General features: G+C 64.2%; 18 protein-coding genes. 9 read left to right on the top strand and 9 right to left on the bottom strand.

Annotation, left to right across the window (positions count from 1 at the left end; genetic code table 11):
- Positions 1-155: 155 nt before the first annotated feature.
- The 4 genes from QFZ88_RS19765 to QFZ88_RS19750 are packed head-to-tail and all read right to left on the bottom strand — an operon-like array spanning position 156 to position 2,844.
- Positions 156-536: a PTS glucitol/sorbitol transporter subunit IIA gene (locus QFZ88_RS19765; protein ID WP_024926426.1), complete on the bottom strand. Its 381-nt coding sequence runs from the start codon at positions 534-536 to the stop codon at positions 156-158.
- A gap of 25 nt (positions 537-561) precedes the next feature.
- Positions 562-1,575 carry a PTS glucitol/sorbitol transporter subunit IIB gene (locus QFZ88_RS19760; protein WP_024926427.1) on the bottom strand — a complete coding sequence of 338 codons (1,014 nt, stop codon included), beginning with the start codon at positions 1,573-1,575 and terminating at the stop codon, positions 562-564.
- Positions 1,576-1,592: 17 nt separating this feature from the next.
- A complete protein-coding gene (locus QFZ88_RS19755; protein WP_024926428.1) occupies positions 1,593-2,354 on the bottom strand; it encodes a PTS glucitol/sorbitol transporter subunit IIC in 762 nt (253 codons plus the stop codon).
- Positions 2,355-2,406: 52 nt separating this feature from the next.
- Positions 2,407-2,844 (bottom strand): transcriptional regulator GutM, encoded by a 438-nt coding sequence (locus tag QFZ88_RS19750; RefSeq protein WP_024926429.1) that lies wholly within the window; start codon positions 2,842-2,844, stop codon positions 2,407-2,409.
- Between the two features lie 188 nt (positions 2,845-3,032).
- Between QFZ88_RS19750 and QFZ88_RS19745 the strand changes: the two genes are divergently transcribed.
- Entirely contained in the window at positions 3,033-3,674 is a 642-nt protein-coding gene (locus QFZ88_RS19745) for a hypothetical protein (protein ID WP_024926430.1), read from the top strand.
- Between the two features lie 72 nt (positions 3,675-3,746).
- A complete protein-coding gene (locus tag QFZ88_RS19740; RefSeq protein ID WP_024926431.1) occupies positions 3,747-4,421 on the top strand; it encodes an HAD family hydrolase in 675 nt (224 codons plus the stop codon).
- A 231-nt stretch (positions 4,422-4,652) separates the two neighbouring features.
- Here the strand turns inward: QFZ88_RS19740 and QFZ88_RS19735 are convergent, their stop codons facing one another.
- From QFZ88_RS19735 to QFZ88_RS19715, 5 genes are all read right to left on the bottom strand, one after another.
- Entirely contained in the window at positions 4,653-6,002 is a 1,350-nt protein-coding gene (locus QFZ88_RS19735) for a pyruvate dehydrogenase complex dihydrolipoamide acetyltransferase (RefSeq protein WP_024926432.1), read from the bottom strand.
- Between the two features lie 2 nt (positions 6,003-6,004).
- Entirely contained in the window at positions 6,005-7,003 is a 999-nt protein-coding gene (locus QFZ88_RS19730) for an alpha-ketoacid dehydrogenase subunit beta (RefSeq protein WP_024926433.1), read from the bottom strand.
- Positions 7,003-8,037: a thiamine pyrophosphate-dependent dehydrogenase E1 component subunit alpha gene (locus QFZ88_RS19725; protein ID WP_179654219.1), complete on the bottom strand. Its 1,035-nt coding sequence runs from the start codon at positions 8,035-8,037 to the stop codon at positions 7,003-7,005. The genes QFZ88_RS19730 and QFZ88_RS19725 overlap by 1 nt, the downstream gene beginning before the upstream one ends.
- A 21-nt stretch (positions 8,038-8,058) precedes the next feature.
- On the bottom strand, positions 8,059-9,378 hold the full coding sequence (locus QFZ88_RS19720; RefSeq protein WP_024926435.1) for an NAD(P)H-dependent oxidoreductase: 1,320 nt from the start codon (positions 9,376-9,378) through the stop codon (positions 8,059-8,061).
- A 345-nt stretch (positions 9,379-9,723) separates the two neighbouring features.
- The gene (locus tag QFZ88_RS19715; RefSeq protein WP_024926436.1) at positions 9,724-10,755 is read right to left on the bottom strand and encodes a P1 family peptidase; all 1,032 of its coding nucleotides are present in this window, start codon (positions 10,753-10,755) and stop codon (positions 9,724-9,726) included.
- 520 nt (positions 10,756-11,275) lie between these two features.
- Between QFZ88_RS19715 and QFZ88_RS19710 the strand changes: the two genes are divergently transcribed.
- From QFZ88_RS19710 to QFZ88_RS19680, 7 genes are all read left to right on the top strand, one after another.
- On the top strand, positions 11,276-12,307 hold the full coding sequence (locus QFZ88_RS19710) for a substrate-binding domain-containing protein (RefSeq protein ID WP_024927008.1): 1,032 nt from the start codon (positions 11,276-11,278) through the stop codon (positions 12,305-12,307).
- Positions 12,308-12,385: 78 nt separating this feature from the next.
- On the top strand, positions 12,386-13,927 hold the full coding sequence (locus QFZ88_RS19705) for a sugar ABC transporter ATP-binding protein (protein WP_024927009.1): 1,542 nt from the start codon (positions 12,386-12,388) through the stop codon (positions 13,925-13,927).
- 16 nt (positions 13,928-13,943) lie between these two features.
- The gene (locus QFZ88_RS19700; RefSeq protein ID WP_024927010.1) at positions 13,944-14,927 is read left to right on the top strand and encodes an ABC transporter permease; all 984 of its coding nucleotides are present in this window, start codon (positions 13,944-13,946) and stop codon (positions 14,925-14,927) included.
- A gap of 17 nt (positions 14,928-14,944) precedes the next feature.
- Positions 14,945-15,925: a sugar-binding transcriptional regulator gene (locus QFZ88_RS19695; protein ID WP_036254134.1), complete on the top strand. Its 981-nt coding sequence runs from the start codon at positions 14,945-14,947 to the stop codon at positions 15,923-15,925.
- Complete coding sequence (locus tag QFZ88_RS19690) at positions 15,922-16,917, top strand: aldo/keto reductase (protein WP_024927012.1); 996 nt, start codon at positions 15,922-15,924, stop codon at positions 16,915-16,917. The genes QFZ88_RS19695 and QFZ88_RS19690 overlap by 4 nt, the downstream gene beginning before the upstream one ends.
- A gap of 22 nt (positions 16,918-16,939) precedes the next feature.
- Positions 16,940-18,658 carry a glycerol-3-phosphate dehydrogenase/oxidase gene (locus QFZ88_RS19685; protein ID WP_024927013.1) on the top strand — a complete coding sequence of 573 codons (1,719 nt, stop codon included), beginning with the start codon at positions 16,940-16,942 and terminating at the stop codon, positions 18,656-18,658.
- Positions 18,649-19,491 carry a class I fructose-bisphosphate aldolase gene (locus tag QFZ88_RS19680; RefSeq protein ID WP_024927014.1) on the top strand — a complete coding sequence of 281 codons (843 nt, stop codon included), beginning with the start codon at positions 18,649-18,651 and terminating at the stop codon, positions 19,489-19,491. The genes QFZ88_RS19685 and QFZ88_RS19680 overlap by 10 nt, the downstream gene beginning before the upstream one ends.
- Positions 19,492-19,704 lie beyond the last annotated feature (213 nt).

The following is a 19,704-nucleotide window of genomic DNA, read 5'->3' as shown; positions in this document are numbered from 1 at the left end:
TCACCGAAACGGTGAAACGCGCCTTCTTCTTGTCTTGACGCAATTCCGGACGGAAAACCGCTACACACTTTTCCTGGAATTGCTCCGACCCGGAATGGGCGCGCAGCAAAAGAAAAAGCGCCGCGAGCCCTGCGCAGGCCGCGACGCCAGGCGTATCAGGCGGCGATGGTGATCAGCGCATCCTGCTTCAGGGCCTGGACGAGCGCGCCGGCATCGACGGCACTGGCGCAGATTTCGCCCGGCCGTTCGGCATGTGTCGCACCGTTGAACGAGATGACGACATGGCCGATTTCGCGCACCTTGCTCCACGCGGTGGAGCCAACCGCGGTGATCGTTGCCGACACCGCGCCGATGGCGATCGACGCGCCGACCTGCGGCGCGCCGTCGCTGGGGCCCTGTACGGCCTTATGCATCACCGAAACCTCGGCGAGCTCCGGCGGCGAGCCATCCGCAAACAGGATGACCACGCCGCCCTCGGCGAGATCCGCCACTTCGGGTCCAACTGCGGTTACCCGCGTTTCCAACAGAACCGTCATGATGCGGCGAAACTCCTTCTTTTCGTTACAGGACCAGCAGACTGACTACCCATGCAAGCAGCACGGAAACGGGACCCATGATCTGGCGGCTGATGAGGACCGCCGGCACGCCGATCTCGATCGTCTTGGGCTTGGCCTCGCCGAGCGCCAGACCGACCGGAACGAAGTCGCAGCCGACCTGGGTGTTATAGGCAAACAGCGCCGGCAGCGCCATTGCGGGCGAGATCGTGCCATTGGCGATCTGCGGGCCGATGATGGCGACGCCGATGACCTGGGCGATGACCGCGCCTGGCCCCAGGATGGGCGACAGGAACGGCAGGCCGCAGATGGCCGAGATGATCAGCAGGCCGACGATGTTGTTGGCCAGCGGACCCATCGGTTGCGCCAGAACGTCGCCGATCCCGGTATAGAGGATCAGGCCGATCAACATGGTGACGAAGGCCATGAACGGCAGGACGTTGCGCACCACCTGGTCGATGGTACGGCGGCCGGCATTGAAGAAGATGCCGACGACACGGCCCATGACGCGGCCGATCGAAGAGATCAGCCCGACAAGACCGCCGCCGTTTTCGATCTCGGTGGACCGGGCGGCCGCCGAAGGCGAATTGCTGTTGCTCGAATTCATGGCCGCTGCTCCCCCTGCAGTGGTTACCGCCTCGGAGCCGTCGGCCATGACGATGTTGGCCGGCTTGACGCCCGAAACATAGATGTCTTCCTGGATGAACTGGGCGAGCGGCCCGGACTGGCCGACCGGCGTCAGATTGACGGTCGGAATGCGCTTGCGCGGATAGACGCCGCAGCGCGCGGTGCCGCCGCAATCGACGACGACGACAGCCATTTCGCTTTCGATCGGCGGCGCCTTGAAGCCGTCGACGGCTTCGGCGCCGGTCATCTCGGCGATCTGCTGGGCGATCGGGTGGATGCCGCCGCCGGTGACGGAGACGACCTTGTTGCGCTGCGCGGTCGGCTCGATGACGAGCGGGCCGCCCCAGCCTCCGGAGCCCCTGGAGATTTTTACGGCCTTGTAGGTCTTTGCCATGATGTCCTCCCCGCCGCTTACAGCTCGACGCCCTGGCGGCGTGCCATGATGGCGGTGATGCGCTCGGTCAGCATGCCCTTGAGCAGGATGACGACGAGGCCGACGATGGCGTACCAGATGGCCACCTTGATGTGGTAGCCGGCAACGACGGCGCCCTTCTTCTCAAGCTCGAGCAGGGCGACCAGCACGCCACCCCAGACGAAATATTCGCCCGGATTGATGTGCGGGAAGAGGCCGAGCGGCGGGTGCACGTAAGACACGGCCGCGTCATAGAAGGCGGGCTTGTGCTTCTCTTCGAGGAAGGAGCCGAACGTATAGGCCATCGGGTTGGTGAGGAAGAAGACGGCGAGCAGCGGCAGCACCGTGTAGCGGGTGAGCGCGATGCGACCGGCGCCGCGGGCAAGCCCGTGCACACGCTCTTCGCCGACCAGCTCGGTGACGGCGTAAAAGGCAGTCATCAGCACGACCAGCGTCGGGATGATGCCGGTGACGAAGCCGGCGAAGACCTCGCCGCCCTTCTGGAAGATGCCGATGAAGTACTTGCCGATGGCGGTGAGCCAGCCGAGCTGCTCCTCCTTGGCGACTTCGTTGAGCTTTTCCTTGAACTGCTCGACCGTGATCGGGCCGGCGTCGGCCTGCGCCAGAACGACGAGATTGTCGCTGGCATGGGTAACCGCGAGCTTGCCGTGCAAGGCCGCGTCCTGGACCACAGCACCCGCGACATGCAGGTGCTGGACGGCCATGTCGGCGTGCTGCGCCAACAATGAAATTACAGACATATCTCCTCCTTGGACCGCCTGCCGTCTGTCCCCAACGGCGGTGGTGTTCGCTCTATGCGCTGACTGTCTTCAAGCCGGCGAGACCCGGCTTCCTTCCCGGCTCCGACCGTGCCCGGTCGATCTGTTCGATCGCCCGCTTCACGGCCTCGGCCACACCGGGCTCCCCCTCTCCCTTGATCGCGGGATTGGACCGGATACGGTCGAGGGCAACGCCCTCATATTCTTCATGTCGCTTGAACTTGGCGAACACCGAACGGCCGCTCATGACGAGCAGGCGGCGCACGATCAGGTCGGGCGTCACCACCACCAGAACGATCGTGCCCCTGGCGAAGCGGCCGCGATGGTTGCCGGCGCCGACGAAGCCGTCGGCATATTTCTGGGTGATGCCTTTGAAGACATCCGAATAGTGGCGCATCTGCAGCCATACGCCGAGGGACTGCAGCCCCCATACGAGCGCGAGCGAAAGCAAGGCCCACTGCCAGATTGCCATCAGGACGTCTCCTCCCAAGCCCCTGAAGCCCGCGACTTTCTACGCCGGCGTCAGGATGAAGTTAGAGAACATTTGTTTTCTTTAATGTCAATATGTATGATTTTTCGAGAAAGCATGAAGGCCGGTGATCCACGACATTTGGAGACGCCGGCGCCTGTGCTACTGTCTTTGGCAAAGGACGAACGTGCATGGACCTGCGATTCAAAGACGAACTGGCGCTGATGCCGGACCTCGGCCATCAGCTGCGGCGCTTGCGCTGGTTCAGGGCGACGTTCCGCGCCAACGCGCATTCGGTGGAAGCGACCTATGGCCTGCGTTTCGAGATCGACGAGACCAGGCTGACCAGGGCCTTTCTCGACTGGATCGAGATCATGGACGCGCAGAAGCGCTTCGCCGAGGTGAACCGCGCCGACTTCATCATCTTCGCCGCCGGGCTGGTGCTGCGCGAACTGATCCGCCAGAACCCGGTCAAGGTTGTCGGCGCCGGCGAACGGCCCGACCTGCCGCCGGTCGACGCCGGCATGGCCGAGATCGTGCGGTTCTGGCCGGAAGGTTTCCTCTACACCAACTATTGCGTGTCGGCGATCGCGGCCGTGCACGAGCAGGAGTTCGGGCACGCCCCGACCATCGACCAGTGCGCCGACGATTTGCGCACCTGGTGGTCCTATCGCGAGAACGTGACCGAGATGCCGGCCTATGCGGTGGCCTTCCTCGACCGCTTCCTCGGCGCCGAGCCGAACTGGATCATGCCCGACAGCGCGCAGTCGAGGCAGGCGATGCGCACTGCGCTCGACACGAAAACTAAGCCGGAAATCAGTCGTCGCGCCTGAACGCAAAGCTTGAACATTTGTCTCATTGCCGATAGCGATGTGCCGAAATCATCGGATGCTTAGAGGCACGGCGTGACGGCACAACAGTTGATCATCTTCGATTGCGACGGCGTTCTGGTGGACAGCGAGCCGCTGGCCGCGGAAGCCTATGAGCGCGTCTACGAAAAGCATGGCATGAGCGGCGTCGGCCCCGGCATCATCGCCCAATGCGTCGGCATGAAGCAGGCCGACATCATCATCCGCATCAAGGAACTGACCGGCCATCACCTTAAGCCGGAGCAGGAAATCGACCTGTGGACGGTGACCCGCGACCTGTTCAGCGAAAAGCTCAACCCGACCGACGGCATCGCGCCGTTCCTCGGCACACTGAAGACGGGGCGCTGCGTGGCGTCGTCCTCGTCGCTGGAACGCATTCATCACAGCCTCGACGTGACCAGCCTGGCGCCGCATTTCGGCGACGCGATCTTTTCCTCCTCCATGGTCAAGCGCGGCAAGCCGGCGCCGGACATTTTTCTCCACGCCGCCGAGAAGATGGGCGTGGCCCCGGCCAACTGCGTGGTGATCGAGGATTCGCCCTTCGGCGTGCAGGGCGCGGTGGCTGCCGGCATGATCGCGATCGGCTACACCGGCGGCGGACACACCTTTGCCGGCCATGGCGAGAAGCTGAAGGCGCAAGGCGCGCATGCCGCTTGCGCGAACTGGACTGAAATCGCGCAGACGCTGAACGGGCTGGGTTTCAAGCTTTAGGGTTAGGCGAAGGAATAAGCGCTCTTGCCTTCTCCCCTTGCGGGAGACGGTGGCCGAACCGAAGGTGAGGTCGGATGAGGGGTGCTGGATGGAGTGCAACCTCTCCGAATTTAGGATGGTATCGAGGCGAATTTTGCACCGCCTCGTTTCTTCCAACACCCCTCATCCGTCTCGGCGCTGCGCGCCGAGCCACCTTCTCCCACAAGGGGAGAAGGGAGAGTCGCGCCAATCCTAAACCAGCAACGTCATCGGGTTTTCGATGATGCGCTTGAAGGCACCGAGCAGTTCGGCACCCAGCGCACCGTCGACGGCACGGTGGTCGGTCGACAGCGTCACGGACATCACGGTCGCGATCTTGATCTCGCCGCCCTTGACCACCGCCCGCTCCTCGCCGGCACCCACCGCCAGGATCGTCGCATGCGGCGGGTTGATGACGGCGGCGAAATCCTTGATGCCGAACATGCCGAGGTTCGAAACGGCCGTGGTGCCACCCTGATACTCTTCCGGCTTCAGCTTGCGGTCGCGCGCCCGTTTTGCGAGGTCCTTCATCTCGTTGGAGATGACCGACAGCGTCTTCTGGTCGGCCTTCCTGACGATCGGCGTGATCAGCCCGCCGGGGATCGACACCGCCACGCCGACATCGGCATGCTTGTGCTTGACCATGGCGGTCTCGGTCCATGACGCGTTGGCATCGGGCACCGCAACCAGCGCCTGCGCCATCGCCTTGATGATCATGTCGTTGACCGAGAGCTTGTAGGCGGGCACGTCGCCCTTGTCGGTCTTCTTGATCGGGGCGGCGGCATTGAGCTCGGAGCGCAGCTTCAAGAGCGCGTCGAGTTCGCAATCGAGTGTGAGGTAGAAATGCGGGATGGTCGACTTCGCCTCGACCAGACGCCGGGCGATGGTCTTCCTCATATTGTCGTGCGGGACGAGCTCGTAGGAGCCCTGCTCGAACAGTTTCAGCACCGCCTCGTCCGACATCGGCTTGACAGCCGGTGCGCTGCCAGCGGCAGGTGCTGCGGCCGGAGCAGGTGCTGATGCGGCCTTGGCGACGCCACCGCCGGCAATCGCCGCCTCGACATCCGCCTTCACCACACGACCATGCGGACCGGAACCGGTGACGGCGGACAGGTCAAGCCCCGCCTCCCGCGCCAAGCGGCGCGCCAATGGCGTGGCGCGGACCGCGCCGGCCGGCGCAGGCGTTTCCTGCACGGCGAGCGCGGTCTGCGCGGCCTTGTCCTGGGAGGAGGACATCGGTGTTTCGGCCTTGCCGTTGGCGACAGGCTGCGGCTCGGCCGCAACGGCCGCAGGCGCGGCGGCGGCAACAGCGCCGGCGTCCTCGCCCTCGGCATAAATCCAGGCCACCGGCGCGCCGACCGGAATGTCGACGCCTTCCTTGCCGGTGATGTTGCGCAGCGTGCCGGAAGCCGGCGCGTCGATCTCCATCGCCGCCTTGTCGGTCTCGATCTCGAACAGGACGTCGCCCTGTTTGACGGTGGCGCCTTCCGCGACGAACCAGCGCGAGATCTGCCCGGTCGCCATGTCCATGTCGACCTTGGGAAGGATGACTTCGACCGGCATCGTCAGCGCTTTCCCTTGGCGAGATCGCGCGCCGCCGCGATGATGTCCGGCACCTGCGGCACCGTCGCCTTTTCCAGCTCGGGATTGTAGGGGATCGGCACTTCGGCGCCGCCAAGGCGCACGATCGGTGCATCCAGATAATCGAACGCGTCGCTTTCGGCGACGGCGGCACTGATTTCAGCGCCGATGCCCAGCGTCTTCACCGCCTCGTAGACGCACAGAAGCCGCGAGGTCTTCTTGACGCTGTCGATGATGGTCTGCTTGTCCATCGGCCGCACGGTGCGCAGGTCGATGACCTCGATGTCGATGCCTTCGGCTTCCAGCGCGGCTGCCGCCTCCAGCGCCTTGTGCACCATGATCGAGGTGGCGACGATGGTGAGGTCGCGGCCCTTGCGGCGCACGTCGGCCTTGCCGATCGGCACGGTATAGTGGCCTTCCGGAACCGGGCCCTTCATCTTGTAGAGCAGCTTGTGCTCGAAGATCATGACCGGGTCTGGATCGGCGACAGCGGCAAGCAGCATGCCCTTGACGTCATGCGGCGTCGCCGGCTGGATCACCTTCAGGCCGGGCACGTGGCCGAGCCAGGCTTCCAGGCTCTGGCTGTGCTGCGCGGCGGCACCCGTGCCGGAACCGGCCGGGAAACGCATCACCACCGGAACCGAAACCTCGCCGCCCAGCATGAAGCGCATCTTGGCGGCCTGGTTGACGATCTGCTCCATGGCGAGCGTGGCGAAATCGGAAAACTGGAACTCGAAAATGGGACGCAGGCCGGTCAACGCCGCACCCACGGCGACGCCGGCGCCGCCCAGTTCGGAAATCGGCGTGTCCATGACACGGTCGGTACCGAAACGCTCGACCAGATCGCCGGTGACCTGGAAGGCGCCGCCATAGACGCCGATATCCTCGCCCATCAGGAAGACGCGCTCATCCTGCTCCATGGCGATCGCCATGGCTTCCTGGATGGCCTGGGCATAGCTCAGTTCACGCACTGCGACGTCCATCACGCAACCTCCGTATAGACGTAATTCTCAAGGTCGCGGATTTCGGGGCTCGGGCTCGCCTTGGCGAATTCGATGCCGTCGGCGATCTCTTTTTTCACTGCTTCGCGCACCGCTTCGATGCCGGCGTCGTCGATGATGCCGAATTCCTTCAGCTCGGCCTCGAACAGCGCGATCGGGTCGCGGTTGGCCATCCAGTCCTCGATCTCTTCCTTGGTGCGGTAGCGGTTGCGGTCGCTCTTGGAGTGGCCGCGGTAGCGATAGGTCTTGGACTCGATCAGCGTCGGGCCTTCGCCGGCGCGAGCGCGCTCGACGGCCTCATTCGCAGCCTGCGCCACCTCGGAGAAGTTGTTGCCGTCGACGATGACGCCCGGCATCGCATAGGCGCTGGCGCGGTCGGCGATGTTCTTGACCGCCGTCGAACGCTCGGTCGAGGTCGACATGCCGTAGCCGTTGTTTTCGCACACGAAGATGACCGGCAGTTTCCAGACGGCGGCCATGTTGAGCGCCTCGTGGAAGGCGCCTTCATTGTTGGCGCCGTCGCCGAAGAACGAAATCGCGACCTTGCCGGTCTTGAGCTTCTTGGCTGCAAGGGCGGCACCGACCGCGATCGGGATACCGCCGGCGACGATGCCGTTGGCGCCGAGATTGCCCTTGGTGACGTCGGCGATGTGCATGGAGCCGCCACGGCCCTTGCAGTAGCCGGTGGTCTTGCCGAAGAACTCGGCGAACATGCGCTTCACATCGGCGCCCTTGGCGATGCAATGGCCGTGGCCGCGATGGGTGGAGGTGATCTGGTCCTGATCGGTGAGCGGCATGCAGATGCCCATGGCGCTTGCTTCCTGGCCGATGGACAGGTGCATGGTGCCGTGGATCAGACCGCGCATGTAGGCGTCTTCGGCACCTTCCTCGAAGCGGCGGATGAGATACATCTTGTGCAGCACTTCGCGCAGCTGCTCAGCCGTATACTGGCGGAAGGCGAAAGGCAGGTTGGGTTGCGCCGCGTCGCTGTTGGCGGCTTTCCTGGCGGTGGCCATGATGATGCTTCCTCGATTGCCTTAGTTGCCGTAGACGAGCTTGTCCTGCCGGGCGCGCAGCTCGGCGATCTTGGAGCCAGGCGCCGGAGCGGCGTTGACATAGGTAATGAGCTCGCCCTTCTTGATGGGCGCCGTCACCGAACCGCCCTGCAGCAGGCCGCAGGGGATGGCCTTGGCGGCGCGCGCCTCGGGGGCCGCCATGATCCAGGCGCGGTAGCAATATTCGCCGATGGCATCGAGCTTGTCGCCCGGCTGCATGTCCTTCTTGGCGACGGCGCAGACTTCTGCGACAGGCTTGGCCAGCGGCACCATGTCGGCCTTGCCGTAGAGCACGACGCGGGCGCAAGTAAGCGGCACTTCCAGCGAGGTCAAATGATAAGGCCGGTGGAAGGTGAAATACGGGCCCTTGCCCATCTTCAGGTCTTCCATGCGCTCGGAAACGCGCGGATGCGACATGTCGGCGACGACGAAGACGCCGGGCGCAACGCCCTTGCCGATCGAATAATCGACGACGCCGACCCTGGAGAGCACGCCGCCGTCCTTTTGCGGCACCAGCACCTTGTTCAGTTCGCCCAATGTGGCGGCCGGGCCATGCATGCCGGCCTTGTCGGGCACCAGACCGGTGGCGTTGGCGATCGCCGCCATCTCGACCATGGTCTTGGAGCCGTCGACGAACTCGACCAGCATGCGCACGTTCATGTGGCGGCGCGCGGCCTCTTCCTCATAGGCGGGAGGGGTGGCGTCGATGTTGAGCGGGTTGTTCTTGCCCTTGCCGGCGGCAACGATGGGATGGCCCATGGCCGAGACGAATTCGATCAGCTCCATGCAGGAGGACGGCTCGTCGCCCGCGCCGAGCGAATAGGTGACGCCGAGGCGGTCGGCTTCGCTCTTGAGATAGGCGCCGATGGTGACGTCGGCCTCGACATTCATCATGACGAGATGCTTGCCATGCTCCATGGCGCGCAGGCCGATCTCGGCGCCGACGGCCGGCACGCCGGTGGCGTCGATGACCACGTCGATCAGGTCGTTGTTGATGATCAGGTCGGCATCGTTGGTGACGGCGACCTTGCCGGCTTCCATGGCGGCCGTCATGGCCGAGGCGTTCGATGCTTCCCTGGAATGGCCGCCTTCCTGGAAGGCGATGTCGACGGCCTTGTGGGCATTGGGGATGTTCAGTTCCGAGATCGCGCCGATCTCGATGCCGGACATATGCGCCACGCGGGTGACGATATCGGTACCCATCTCGCCCGAGCCGATGAGGCCGATGCGGATCGGCTTTCCGGACTTGCCGCGTTCCTCAAGATCGCGGGCCAGGCCCGTCAACGCAATATTGGAAGCCATACCGGTCACTCCTCCCACATCAGGCTATTCGAATGCCTGACGGGTATTGAACATATGTATTTCTGTCAAGACTAATGTCCACAGACTTCGGTGTTGAGGGAGGGTTTGTGGAGGGACGGGGATGTGCATTTCCTTCTCCCCTTGTGGGAGAAGGTGGCCGAGCCGGCGGCGCAGCCGCCGCAGGCGAGGTCGGATGAGGGGTGTTGGAAGAAATGAGGCCGCGCGGGAACAAGTGCCGGCTTCACCACGGTCCCAAATCTGTCAGGGTAGCGCTCCGTCCAACACCCCTCATCCGTCTCGGCGCTGCGCGCCGAGCCACCTTCTCCCACAGGGGGAGAAGGGAAGTCAGGCGCTAGCCCGCAACCAATCCGCCAGGGACGGCCGGCGCGCGCCGCCCCTGCCCTCGAAGGCAGGCGAGGCGAGCATGGAGTTCAGCACTGCTTCCTGGGTCGCCTCGGCGGCGGCCTGGAACAGAGCATCGATACGCGTTTCACTCAAAGCCTGAAGAGGCACGACACCGCGCTTCTCGTCGTGATCGACGGGATCCGCGGTCGAGAAGGCAATGGCGATGTCGCCGCTGCCATGGCCCCAGAAAGCACCCAGCCTGGCGATGCCGGCACCGGCGCGGCGGGCGACGCGTTTCAACTGGCGGTGTTCGAGCGGAATGTCGGTCGCCAGCACAATGACCACCGAACCGCTCTCGGCCTCAGTCGGTCGGCGCGGATCGGGGCGGCGGCCATCGGGCAGGACGAGATCGCCGGCGCGGCCGAAATTGGAAAGCACGAGGCTACCCAGATGATAATCGCGGCTGTCGAGCCTGATGCGACGCGACGCCGTGCCGATGCCGCCCTTGAAGCCGAAGCAGGTCATCCCGGTGCCGGCGCCGACGCTGCCCTGCTCGACCGGGCCTTCGCTGGCGGCCTCGATGGCGGCCAGTGCATGCGCCTCGCTCACGACAAGCGCCTGGATGTCGTTGAGCGGGCCGTCATTGCATTCGGCGACGAGCGGATTGACGGTGCCCGTGCGGCGGCCGATGTCCGGGTTCTGGCGAATGGCTTCGCGGATCAGCGCGGTGGCGCAGGTGCCGACCGACAGCGTGTTGGTCAACAGCAATGGCGTCTCGATGGTGCCGAGTTCATCGAGTTGCACGAGGCCGACCGTCTTGCCGAAACCGTTGATGACTTCGGAGGCGGCCCTCGCCTTCCTGCGGAAAAGATTGCCACCATGCGGCAGGATGGCGGTGACGCCGGTGTTGATGTCGCCGTCGCGCAGCGTGACATGGCCGACGCGCACGCCCGGAACGTCGGTGACGGCATTCAACGTGCCGGAAGGCAGCGTGCCGCAGGTCAAACCGAAGTCCTTGATGCCGACGCTCATTGCCTCTCCTCGAACCGCCTTCCGGCGCTGCCGATCAACCATAGCCTTTGGACCAGCGGCTCGGTCTCTCGGTTCGTCATTCCCGACCTCGTGAGGGAGCGTAGCGACCGGAGAGTGTCGGGAATCCATGCCGGAACGTTCATAACGTGGAGCCGATCCGGATTCAAAGCGGGTAGCGGTCAGAAAAGCAGCACGAAATGTTCTGTGCTCAAGATCATACGCGCAATTTTGGACCGGCATGCCACTATCGGCGGTCCGGCATGGATTCCCGACACTCTCCGGTCGCTGCGCTCCCTCACGAGGTCGGGAATGACGAATTAAGATGGTGCGGTTTTTCAACCCAAACGTCCATTGATGTGAAATATATTTCAGTATATGAATTTTATTGACAGTATCATCGTGCGCTGCAATGATCCAGCTGCCGGCTTCGGGAGGAAGTCCGGCTGCAAATCAATCCATGAAGCGGCGTGCCAAGCGCCGCGACGGTTATTGAAGAATGGCTTCGGCCAAGGGAGGAAACTTGCGCAAATTCTTAAGCACGCTCGCCATGGCGGCGGCGGCATCGACCTTTATGAGCCCGGCCCCGGCACTCGCCGAAACCGCCAATCCGTTCAAATGCCAGCCCGGCGAAAAATACGTGATGAACGTCATGGTCTCGGGCGTCGAATACTGGTTCCCGGTCTATGAGATGTTCAAGCAGGCCGGCCAGCAGCTCGGCTGCGAGACCGCCTATACCGGCACGCCGGAATATGACGTGAACAAGCAGATCGCCAGCTTCGACCAGGCGCTGGCCCAGAAGCCGGCCGGCATCCTGGTGCACCCGATGAACTCCGATCCGTTCATCGAGCCGATCAACCGCGCCGTCGACCAGGGCACCGCCGTGGTGACCTTCGCGGCCGACTCGCCCAATTCCAAACGCGTCTCCTTCATCACCTCGGACAATCTCGCGGAAGGCACCTACGCCGCCGACGCCGTTGCCGGCGCGATGGGCGGCAAGGGCGAATACGCCGTTCTCGAAAACCCCGGCCAGGACAATCACGACAAGCGTGTCTCGGCCTTCGTCAAGCGCATGGAAACCAAGTGGCCGGATATGAAGCTAGTCGGCCGCGCCGCGTCCAACCAGGACCCGACCAAGGCTTATCAGGCGGTGCTGAGCCTTGCCCAGGCGCATCCCGACCTCGGCGCCGTGTTCATGCCGGAAGCCAACTCGGCGATCGGCGCCGCGCAGGCGGCCAAGGAAGGCGGCGGCAAGATCAAGGTGATGCTGGCCGACGTCAACGCCAAGATCCTCGACATGATCAAGGCCGGCGAGATCTATGGTTCGGTCAACCCCAACCAGGGCATGCAGGGCTATATGGGCTTCATGCTTCTGTGGCTGGCCAAGCATCCCGAGCTGATCGACCCGATGAACGACGCCAAGCGCGCCGGTTCCAATGCGATGAAGGTGCCGTTCGTCGACAACGGCTTCTCGATCGTGACCAAGGACAACGCCGACGATTTCTATTGGGACAAGTATCTCAAGCGGCGTGGCACCAAGGGCATCGAAGAGTAAGCTTCGGCCCACAATCGCTCTCGCTGGAAGGGGCTTTCCCTTCCAGCACTTTTTCAGAACCTTTCGCAGGAGCATGGCGTGACCGACGCGCCCGTCCTTCAGATCCGCAACCTTTCCAAGGCGTTCGGGCCGGTCCAGGCGCTGAGCGGCGTCGCCTTCGAACTGCGCCGCGGCGAGGTGCACGCGCTGTGCGGCGAGAACGGCGCCGGCAAATCGACGCTGATGAACATGATCGGCGGCGTGCTGCAGGCCGACGAAGGCGAAATCCTGATCGACGGCAAGCCCGTGACCATCGCCTCGCCGGCGGCGGCACAGAAGCTCGGCATCGCACTGGTGCATCAGGAAATCGCGCTCTGCCAGGACGCGACGGTTGCCGAAAACATCTGCATGGCTGCGATCAATACCCGGCGCGCGCCGCTGATGAATTACGCGGAAGTCTATGCGCAGGCCGAGAAGGCGATGAACCAGCTTGCGCCCATTCCGGTGCGCAGCAAAGTCGCCGACCTTTCCATTTCCAGCCAGCAGCTGGTCGAGATCGCCAAGGCGCTGACGCTCGACTGCAAGGTGCTGATCCTCGACGAGCCGACCGCGGCGCTGACCGAGACGGAAGCGCAGCGCCTGTTCTCCATCGTGCGCGGCCTGAAAGCGCGCGGCATCTCGGTCATCTATATCAGCCATCGCATGGCCGAAATCTTTTCGCTGTGCGACCGCGTCACCGTCTTTCGCGACGGGCGCTATGTCGCGACCGAGGCCATCGCGGCGACCTCGCCCGACGATGTCGTGCGCAAGATGGTCGGCCGCGAGATCACCCAGCTTTATCCCGACAAGCTCCCCGCCGACGCGGTACCGGGACGGTCCCTGCTCTCTGTTAGCGGCCTGTCGGACGGCAGCCGTTTCGTCGATGTCGATCTCGACCTGAAAGCCGGCGAAATCCTCGGCATTGGCGGCTTGATCGGTGCCGGACGCAGCGAGATCGCGCAGACGATCTGCGGACTAAGGCAGGCCAGCGCCGGCAGTGTCGCGCTGGACGGCAAGCCGCTTGCCATCCGCTCTTATGCCGACGCCGTGCGTGCCGGCCTCGTCTATCTCTCGGAGGACCGCAAGGGCTCGGGCGTGTTCCTCGATCTGTCGATCGCCGCCAATGTCTCGGCGCTCGACCTCGGCAAGCTCACCGGGCGCCTTGGCCTGCTCGACCGCCGCGCGGAAGCCAATCAGGCAACACACCTCGCCAAGCGGCTCGGCGTGCGCATGGCCGGCATCGACGTTGCCGTATCGACGCTTTCCGGCGGCAACCAGCAGAAGGTGGCGATCGCCAAGCAGCTTTCGGTTTCGCCCAAGGTCATCATCATGGACGAGCCGACGCGCGGCATCGATGTCGGCGCCAAGGTCGAGATCCATCGCCTGTTGCGCGACCTCGCCAACCAGGGCGTCGGCATCGTCGTCATTTCCTCGGAACTGCCCGAACTGATCGGCCTGTGCGACCGCGTGCTGGTCGTGCGCGAAGGCGCCATCGCCGGCGAACTCGGCGCGGGCGAACTCGACGAGGAAACCATCATCATGCTCGCGTCGGGCGTTAAGCCGGCGCAAACGAGCCAAGGACAGGCCCACAATGTCGCTTGAGAGTGGAGAAACCGTCATGCATGCCGAGATCAGGGCCACGGGCGCCGGCCGTTCCAGCTTCGCCCGGCTCGCCTCGATGCGCGAGGCCGGCCTGATCGTGATCATCCTGGCGCTGTGCATCGCCATGAGCTTCGCTTCGCCGCACTTCCTGACCTGGGGCAATTTCCGCGCCATGCTGATGAGCTTCTCGATCGAAGGCATCGTCGTGGTCGGCATGACGATCCTTTTGATCGTCGGCGGCATCGACCTGTCGGTCGGCTCGGTGGTCTGCTTCTCGATGGTGGTTTCAGGCGCGCTGTTCCTGATGGGGCTGGACCCATGGACCGCCAGCCTGATCGGCATCGCAGTGAGCGCACTGATCGGCGCGGTGATGGGTTTCTTCGTGACGGTGGTGGGACTGAACCATTTCATCACCTCGCTGGCGGCGATGGTGATCGTGCGCGGGCTGTGCCTGGTCATCACCAAGGGCACGCCGCTGTCTTTGTTCACGCTGCCGCCGGAATTCAAGGCGATCGGCCAGGGCAGCTTCCAGGGCGTGCCTTATGTCATCATCATCTTCGTGGTGGTGGTGGCGATCTTCGATTTCCTGCTCAGGCGCGCCACCGCGTTCCGCAAGGTGTTCTATACCGGTTCGAATGAGAAGGCAGCGCAGTTCTCCGGCATCAAGACCAACCAGGTGAAATTCTGGGTGACGGTGCTGTGCGCGACGCTGTCGGGCGTCGCCGGCGTCATCTACATGGCCCGCTTCGGCGCCGCCACGCCGACCTTCGGCGCCGGCATGGAGCTCAACATCATCGCCGCGGCGGTCATCGGCGGCGCCTCGCTGAAGGGCGGCTCGGGCACGATCTTCGGCGCCATCCTCGGCATCGCGCTGCTCTCGGTGGTGACCAGTTCGCTGATCCTACTCGACATCTCGGTCTACTGGCAGGACATGATCAAGGGCTGCATCCTCCTGGCCGCCGTGTCGGCCGACCACTTCCTGCATCGCCAGAAATCCTGAGATCGAGGCGCGGCACGATGGCACCCCCCAACACTCGCGACGACATCTCGACCGTGCGCCAGATGCACCAGGCGCTCGTCCTCCACTATGTGGAAGGCAAGACGCAGGCCGAGATCGCCAAGGAGCTCGGCATCTCGCATGCCACCGTCAACCGGCTGATCAAGCGCGGCCATCAGCTCGGCCTGGTCGAGATCAAGATCAAGTCGCCGATCGATCATCTGGTCGACCTCGAGGCGCGGCTTGTCGCGCTCGGCGGCATCGAGCGCGCGGTGGTGGTGCCGACGGTCTCGGAAAACCCGCAGACGGCCTTGCAGCGCGTCGGCGAAGCGGCAGCCAATCTTTTGCTCGAAACCATCAAGGACGGCGACACCATCTCGATCACCGGCGGCAAGGGTGTCAGCGCGCTGGTCGCGGGGTTGAAGCCAGGCCGCCGCTATGACGTCGAGGTCATCCCCGCCACCGGGCTGGTGCAGGGCAAGCACTATACCGACGTCAATCACGTCGCCTCGCTGATGGCCGACAGGCTGGGCGGCCGCGCCTACCAGATCCACGCGCCGCTGTTTGCCGACACGCCGGAACAGCGCGAGATGCTGATGGGGGTGCGCGCGGTGGCCGATGTGTTCCGCCGGGCGCGCGAAGCCACGGTCGCTGTGGTCGGCATCGGTTCGATCCTGACCGACGATTCTTCCTATTACGACCTGCACCCCTCTTCCAGCGCCGACCGCCAGGCGATCGAGCGTTCCGGTGCATCGGGCGAATTGCTGGCGCATCTGATCGACCGGGATGGCAAGCTCAGCGACTACACGCTGAACCGCTCGCTGGTCTCGCTGACGCTGGACGAGTTCGCCACCATTCCGCGCTCGATCGGCATTGCCAGCGGGCCGAGCAAGATCGCGCCGATCCTGTCGGCGATGCGCGGCAACCATCTCGACATCATCGTCACCGACGAGGCCACCGGCCTCGGTATCCTCGACCTTGCCGAAAGAGAAGCAGCATGAGTTCCAGACAGATCCAACGCCCCATCGGCGCATCCGGCATCCAGGCGTCCGGTGTCGGTCTCGGCACCTGGGCAATCGGCGGCTGGATGTGGGGCGGCACCGACGAGCAGGCCTCGATCCGCGCCATCGAAGCCTCTATCGACGCCGGCGTCAGCCTGATCGACACCGCGCCCGCCTACGGGCTTGGCCGCAGCGAGGAGATCGTCGGCAAGGCGATCAAGGGCAAGCGCGATAAGGTGGTGATCGCCACCAAATGCGGGCTGAACTGGCATTCCGGCAAAGGCAACCATTTCTTCGACCAGGACGACAAACCGGTGCACCGCTATCTCGGCGCCGACGGCATCACCTATGAGCTGGAGCAGAGCCTGAGGCGGCTCGGCACCGACCATATCGACCTCTACATCACCCACTGGCAGGACCCGACGACGCCGATCGCCGAAACGATGGCCGCGCTGGAGAAACTGAAGACGGCGGGAAAAATCCGCGCGATCGGCGCCAGCAATATCAGCGCGGACGACCTCGAGCAGTATGTGGCAGCCGGCCAGCTCGACGCCATCCAGGAACGCTATTCGATGATCGATCGCGAGATCGAAGGCACGCTTTTGCCGATCGCGCGGAAGCACGATGTGGCGACGCTCAGCTATTCCTCGCTGGCGCTCGGTTTGCTGACCGGCACCATCGACCCCGGCCGGGCCTTCTCCGGCGACGATCAGCGCAAGGACAATCCGCGCTTCTCGGCATCCAACCGACAGAAGGTGGCGGCGCTGAAAAAAGCGATCCAGCCGATCAGCGAACAGCACAAGGCATCCATGGCGCAGATCGTCATCGCCTGGACGCTGGCGCAGCCGGGCATCACCTTCGCGCTGTGCGGCGCCCGCAATCCCGAGCAGGCGATCGACAATGCGCGCGCCGGCGAGATCAGGCTGGGTTCCGACGAACTCGCCGTCATAGACAAAGCGATAGCCATGCATCTCACCCAGATGGATGCCTGAGTAACCCCGAGGCATTTCCAAAATGACGCGCAACGAAACACTCGCCGCGCTGCGAGAGCGGCCGGACATTGCCGTGCTCATCATCGGCGGCGGCATCAACGGCATCTCGGTCTTCCGCGAGCTCGCCTTGCAGGGCGTCGACGTGTTGCTGGCCGAGAAAGGCGACTATTGCGGCGGGGCGAGCGCAGCACTGTCGCGCATGGTGCACGGCGGCCTGCGCTATCTGGAGAACGGCGAATTCAAGCTGGTGAAGGAATCGCTTCTGGAGCGCGACCGGCTGTTGCGCAACGCCCCACATTATGTCGCGCCGCTGCCGACGACCGTGCCGATCTTCGATATTTTCTCCGGCATCGCCAATGGCGCGGTGCGCTTCCTCGGCCTCACCCGGCGGCCCAGCCGGCGCGGCGCGGTGGTGATCAAGGCGGGGCTGACGCTCTATGACGTCTTCACCGCCTCGCGCCGGCTGATGCCCGTGCATCGTTTTCGCGGTGCCAGAGAAACGCTGAAGACATGGCCGGCGATCAACCCGGCAACGCGCAGCTCGGCCACCTATTACGACGCCTGGGTGAGCCGGCCGGAGCGGCTCGGGCTTGAAATGCTGAACGATGCGATGGCGGCGTCGCCTTCGGCGCAGGCGCTCAACTACGTACAGGTCGGTTCCAACGCGGACGGCCTCATCCTGACCGACACGATCTCGGGCGAGACGCTGCCGGTGCGCCCTCGCCTCGTCATCAACGCCACCGGCGGCTGGATCGACCTGACGAATGCGGCGATCGGCGCCGCGGCACCACGCATGATGGGCGGCACCAAGGGTTCGCACATCATCGTCGACAACCGGGAGCTTTACGACGCGCTCGCCGGCCAGATGATCTATTACGAGAACGAGGATGGCCGTATCTGCATCCTGTTCCCCTATCTCGGCAAGGTGCTGATCGGCTCGACGGATATCCGCGTCGACGATCCGGACCAGGTGCGCTGCGAGGACGACGAGCTGCAATACATCCTGCAGTCGCTCGCCTTCGTCTTCCCGTCGATCGAGATCGCCCCTGAAGAGATCGTCTTCCGCTTCGCCGGCGTGCGGCCGCTGCCGGCCAGCGACGACAGTTTCACCGGACGCATTCCACGCGACCATTTCTGCGAATTCGTCGAGGCCAGCGGGCACCTGCCGGCGACGCTGTGCATGATCGGCGGCAAATGGACGACCTTCCGCTCGTTCGGCGCGCTGGCCGCCGACATGTCGCTGGAACGGCTTGGGCTTTCCCGCAAAGTCGGCACCGAAGACATGGCGATCGGTGGCGGGCGGAACTTTCCGCCTGATACAGTTGTGTGGTGCGCGGAGCTGGCAGCCGAACACAAGATCAGCGAGGCGCGCGCGCAGGTGCTTCTGGAGCGCTACGGCACTTCCGCGCGCGATGTTGCAGCCGGCTTGTCCGTAGCCTCCGATGCAATGCTGCCGGGCTGCGACTACAGCGAAGGCGAAATCCGGCTGATCGTGGAGCGCGAACAGGTCGAGACATTGGCCGACATCTTCCTGCGCCGCACCACCATCGCGATTACCGGCGACCTGACGAGCGAGCTTGTCGATGCCGTGCTCGATCTCCTCGCCACCCGCAAGAACTGGGACGCCGGGCAAGCCTCGCGGGAACGCGCGGCGTTCCTGGCATTGCTCAAGCACCAGCACGGCGTCGACCTTTCCAACCCTTCCAAGACCGACAAGAAAAGGAGCGCGATATGCGCGTGAACAAAAAAGCCCGCATGAACCGGCTGTTCGGCAATGGCCGCTGCCTGGACGTCGCCATCGACCATGGCGTGTGCAACGAGCCGAGCTTCCTGGTCGGGCTGGAGGACATGGCCGGCGTGGTCGACAGACTGGTGAAGGCCGGCCCCGACGCCATCCAGATGAATTACGGCCAGGCCGACCTGCTGCAGGACGTTCCCGGCAAGGACAAGCCGGCGCTGGTGATGCGTCTCGACATGGGCAACCCCTACAACAAGATCCGCCACCGGGCTATGTGGGCTTTGCTGCAGAACGAGGCCGAACCGCTGATCGGCGCCATCGAGATGGACGCCGCCTGCGTGGTGGTGAACCTGTTCATGCTGCCCGACGAGCCGGACCTGTTCAAACAGTGCGTGCAGAACATTTCCCGCGTGCGCGCCGATTGCGAGAAATACGGCATGCCGCTGATGATCGAACCGCTGGCCATGCTGCCGGTCTCGGAACATGGCGGCTACATGGTCGACGGCGACGTCGAGAAAATCGTGACGCTGACCCGGCTGGCGCGCGAGATGGGCGCCGACGTCGTCAAGGCCGACCCGACCACGAATGCAGAAGACTTCCACCGCGTGGTCGAGGCGGCGCGCTGCCCGGTGCTGGTGCGCGGCGGCGGCAAGGAGGATCTGCGCGCGGTGTTCGACAAATCGGCGGCGCTGATGCGCCAAGGCGCGCTCGGCATGGTCTATGGCCGCAACATCTACCAGCACGCCAATCCGAGCGCGGTGGTGCGCGGCCTGATGGCGATCATCCATGACGGCGCTGATGGCGCCAAGGCCTTCGACCTGTACAACCAGGCGTAAGATGACTGATGCCATCCCTTCTCCCCTTGAGGGAGAAGGTGGCCGAGCTCGGCGGCACAGCCGCCGTAAGCGAGGTCGGATGAGGGGTGCTGGACGGAGTGCGATCCTTCCGGACTTCGAATGAGGTTAAGACAGGGGACACCCTTGAAACGCCTCATTTCTTCCAACACCCCTCATCCGTCTCGACGCTGCGCGCCGATCCACCTTCTCCCG

Origin of the sequence: Mesorhizobium sp. YL-MeA3-2017 (assembly GCF_030814575.1) — a bacterium.
GTDB lineage: Bacteria > Pseudomonadota > Alphaproteobacteria > Rhizobiales > Rhizobiaceae > Mesorhizobium > Mesorhizobium terrae.
The sequence above is the reverse complement of the archived record's forward strand: the minus strand, read 5'-3'. Positions and strand labels throughout refer to the sequence as shown.

Excerpts from the sequence above, each read along its gene's own strand:
- QFZ88_RS19730 (WP_024926433.1), bottom strand. The coding sequence starts at position 7,003 with ATGGACGTCGCAGTGCGTGAACTGAGCTATGCCCAGGCCATCCAGGAA.
- QFZ88_RS19765 (WP_024926426.1), bottom strand. The coding sequence starts at position 536 with ATGACGGTTCTGTTGGAAACGCGGGTAACCGCAGTTGGACCCGAAGTG.
- QFZ88_RS19745 (WP_024926430.1), top strand. The coding sequence starts at position 3,033 with ATGGACCTGCGATTCAAAGACGAACTGGCGCTGATGCCGGACCTCGGC.
- QFZ88_RS19695 (WP_036254134.1), top strand. The coding sequence starts at position 14,945 with ATGGCACCCCCCAACACTCGCGACGACATCTCGACCGTGCGCCAGATG.
- QFZ88_RS19685 (WP_024927013.1), top strand. The coding sequence starts at position 16,940 with ATGACGCGCAACGAAACACTCGCCGCGCTGCGAGAGCGGCCGGACATT.
- QFZ88_RS19735 (WP_024926432.1), bottom strand. The coding sequence starts at position 6,002 with ATGCCGGTCGAAGTCATCCTTCCCAAGGTCGACATGGACATGGCGACC.
- QFZ88_RS19760 (WP_024926427.1), bottom strand. The coding sequence starts at position 1,575 with ATGGCAAAGACCTACAAGGCCGTAAAAATCTCCAGGGGCTCCGGAGGC.
- QFZ88_RS19680 (WP_024927014.1), top strand. The coding sequence starts at position 18,649 with ATGCGCGTGAACAAAAAAGCCCGCATGAACCGGCTGTTCGGCAATGGC.
- QFZ88_RS19720 (WP_024926435.1), bottom strand. The coding sequence starts at position 9,378 with ATGGCTTCCAATATTGCGTTGACGGGCCTGGCCCGCGATCTTGAGGAA.
- QFZ88_RS19700 (WP_024927010.1), top strand. The coding sequence starts at position 13,944 with ATGCATGCCGAGATCAGGGCCACGGGCGCCGGCCGTTCCAGCTTCGCC.
- QFZ88_RS19690 (WP_024927012.1), top strand. The coding sequence starts at position 15,922 with ATGAGTTCCAGACAGATCCAACGCCCCATCGGCGCATCCGGCATCCAG.
- QFZ88_RS19715 (WP_024926436.1), bottom strand. The coding sequence starts at position 10,755 with ATGAGCGTCGGCATCAAGGACTTCGGTTTGACCTGCGGCACGCTGCCT.
- QFZ88_RS19755 (WP_024926428.1), bottom strand. The coding sequence starts at position 2,354 with ATGTCTGTAATTTCATTGTTGGCGCAGCACGCCGACATGGCCGTCCAG.
- QFZ88_RS19725 (WP_179654219.1), bottom strand. The coding sequence starts at position 8,037 with ATGGCCACCGCCAGGAAAGCCGCCAACAGCGACGCGGCGCAACCCAAC.
- QFZ88_RS19750 (WP_024926429.1), bottom strand. The coding sequence starts at position 2,844 with ATGGCAATCTGGCAGTGGGCCTTGCTTTCGCTCGCGCTCGTATGGGGG.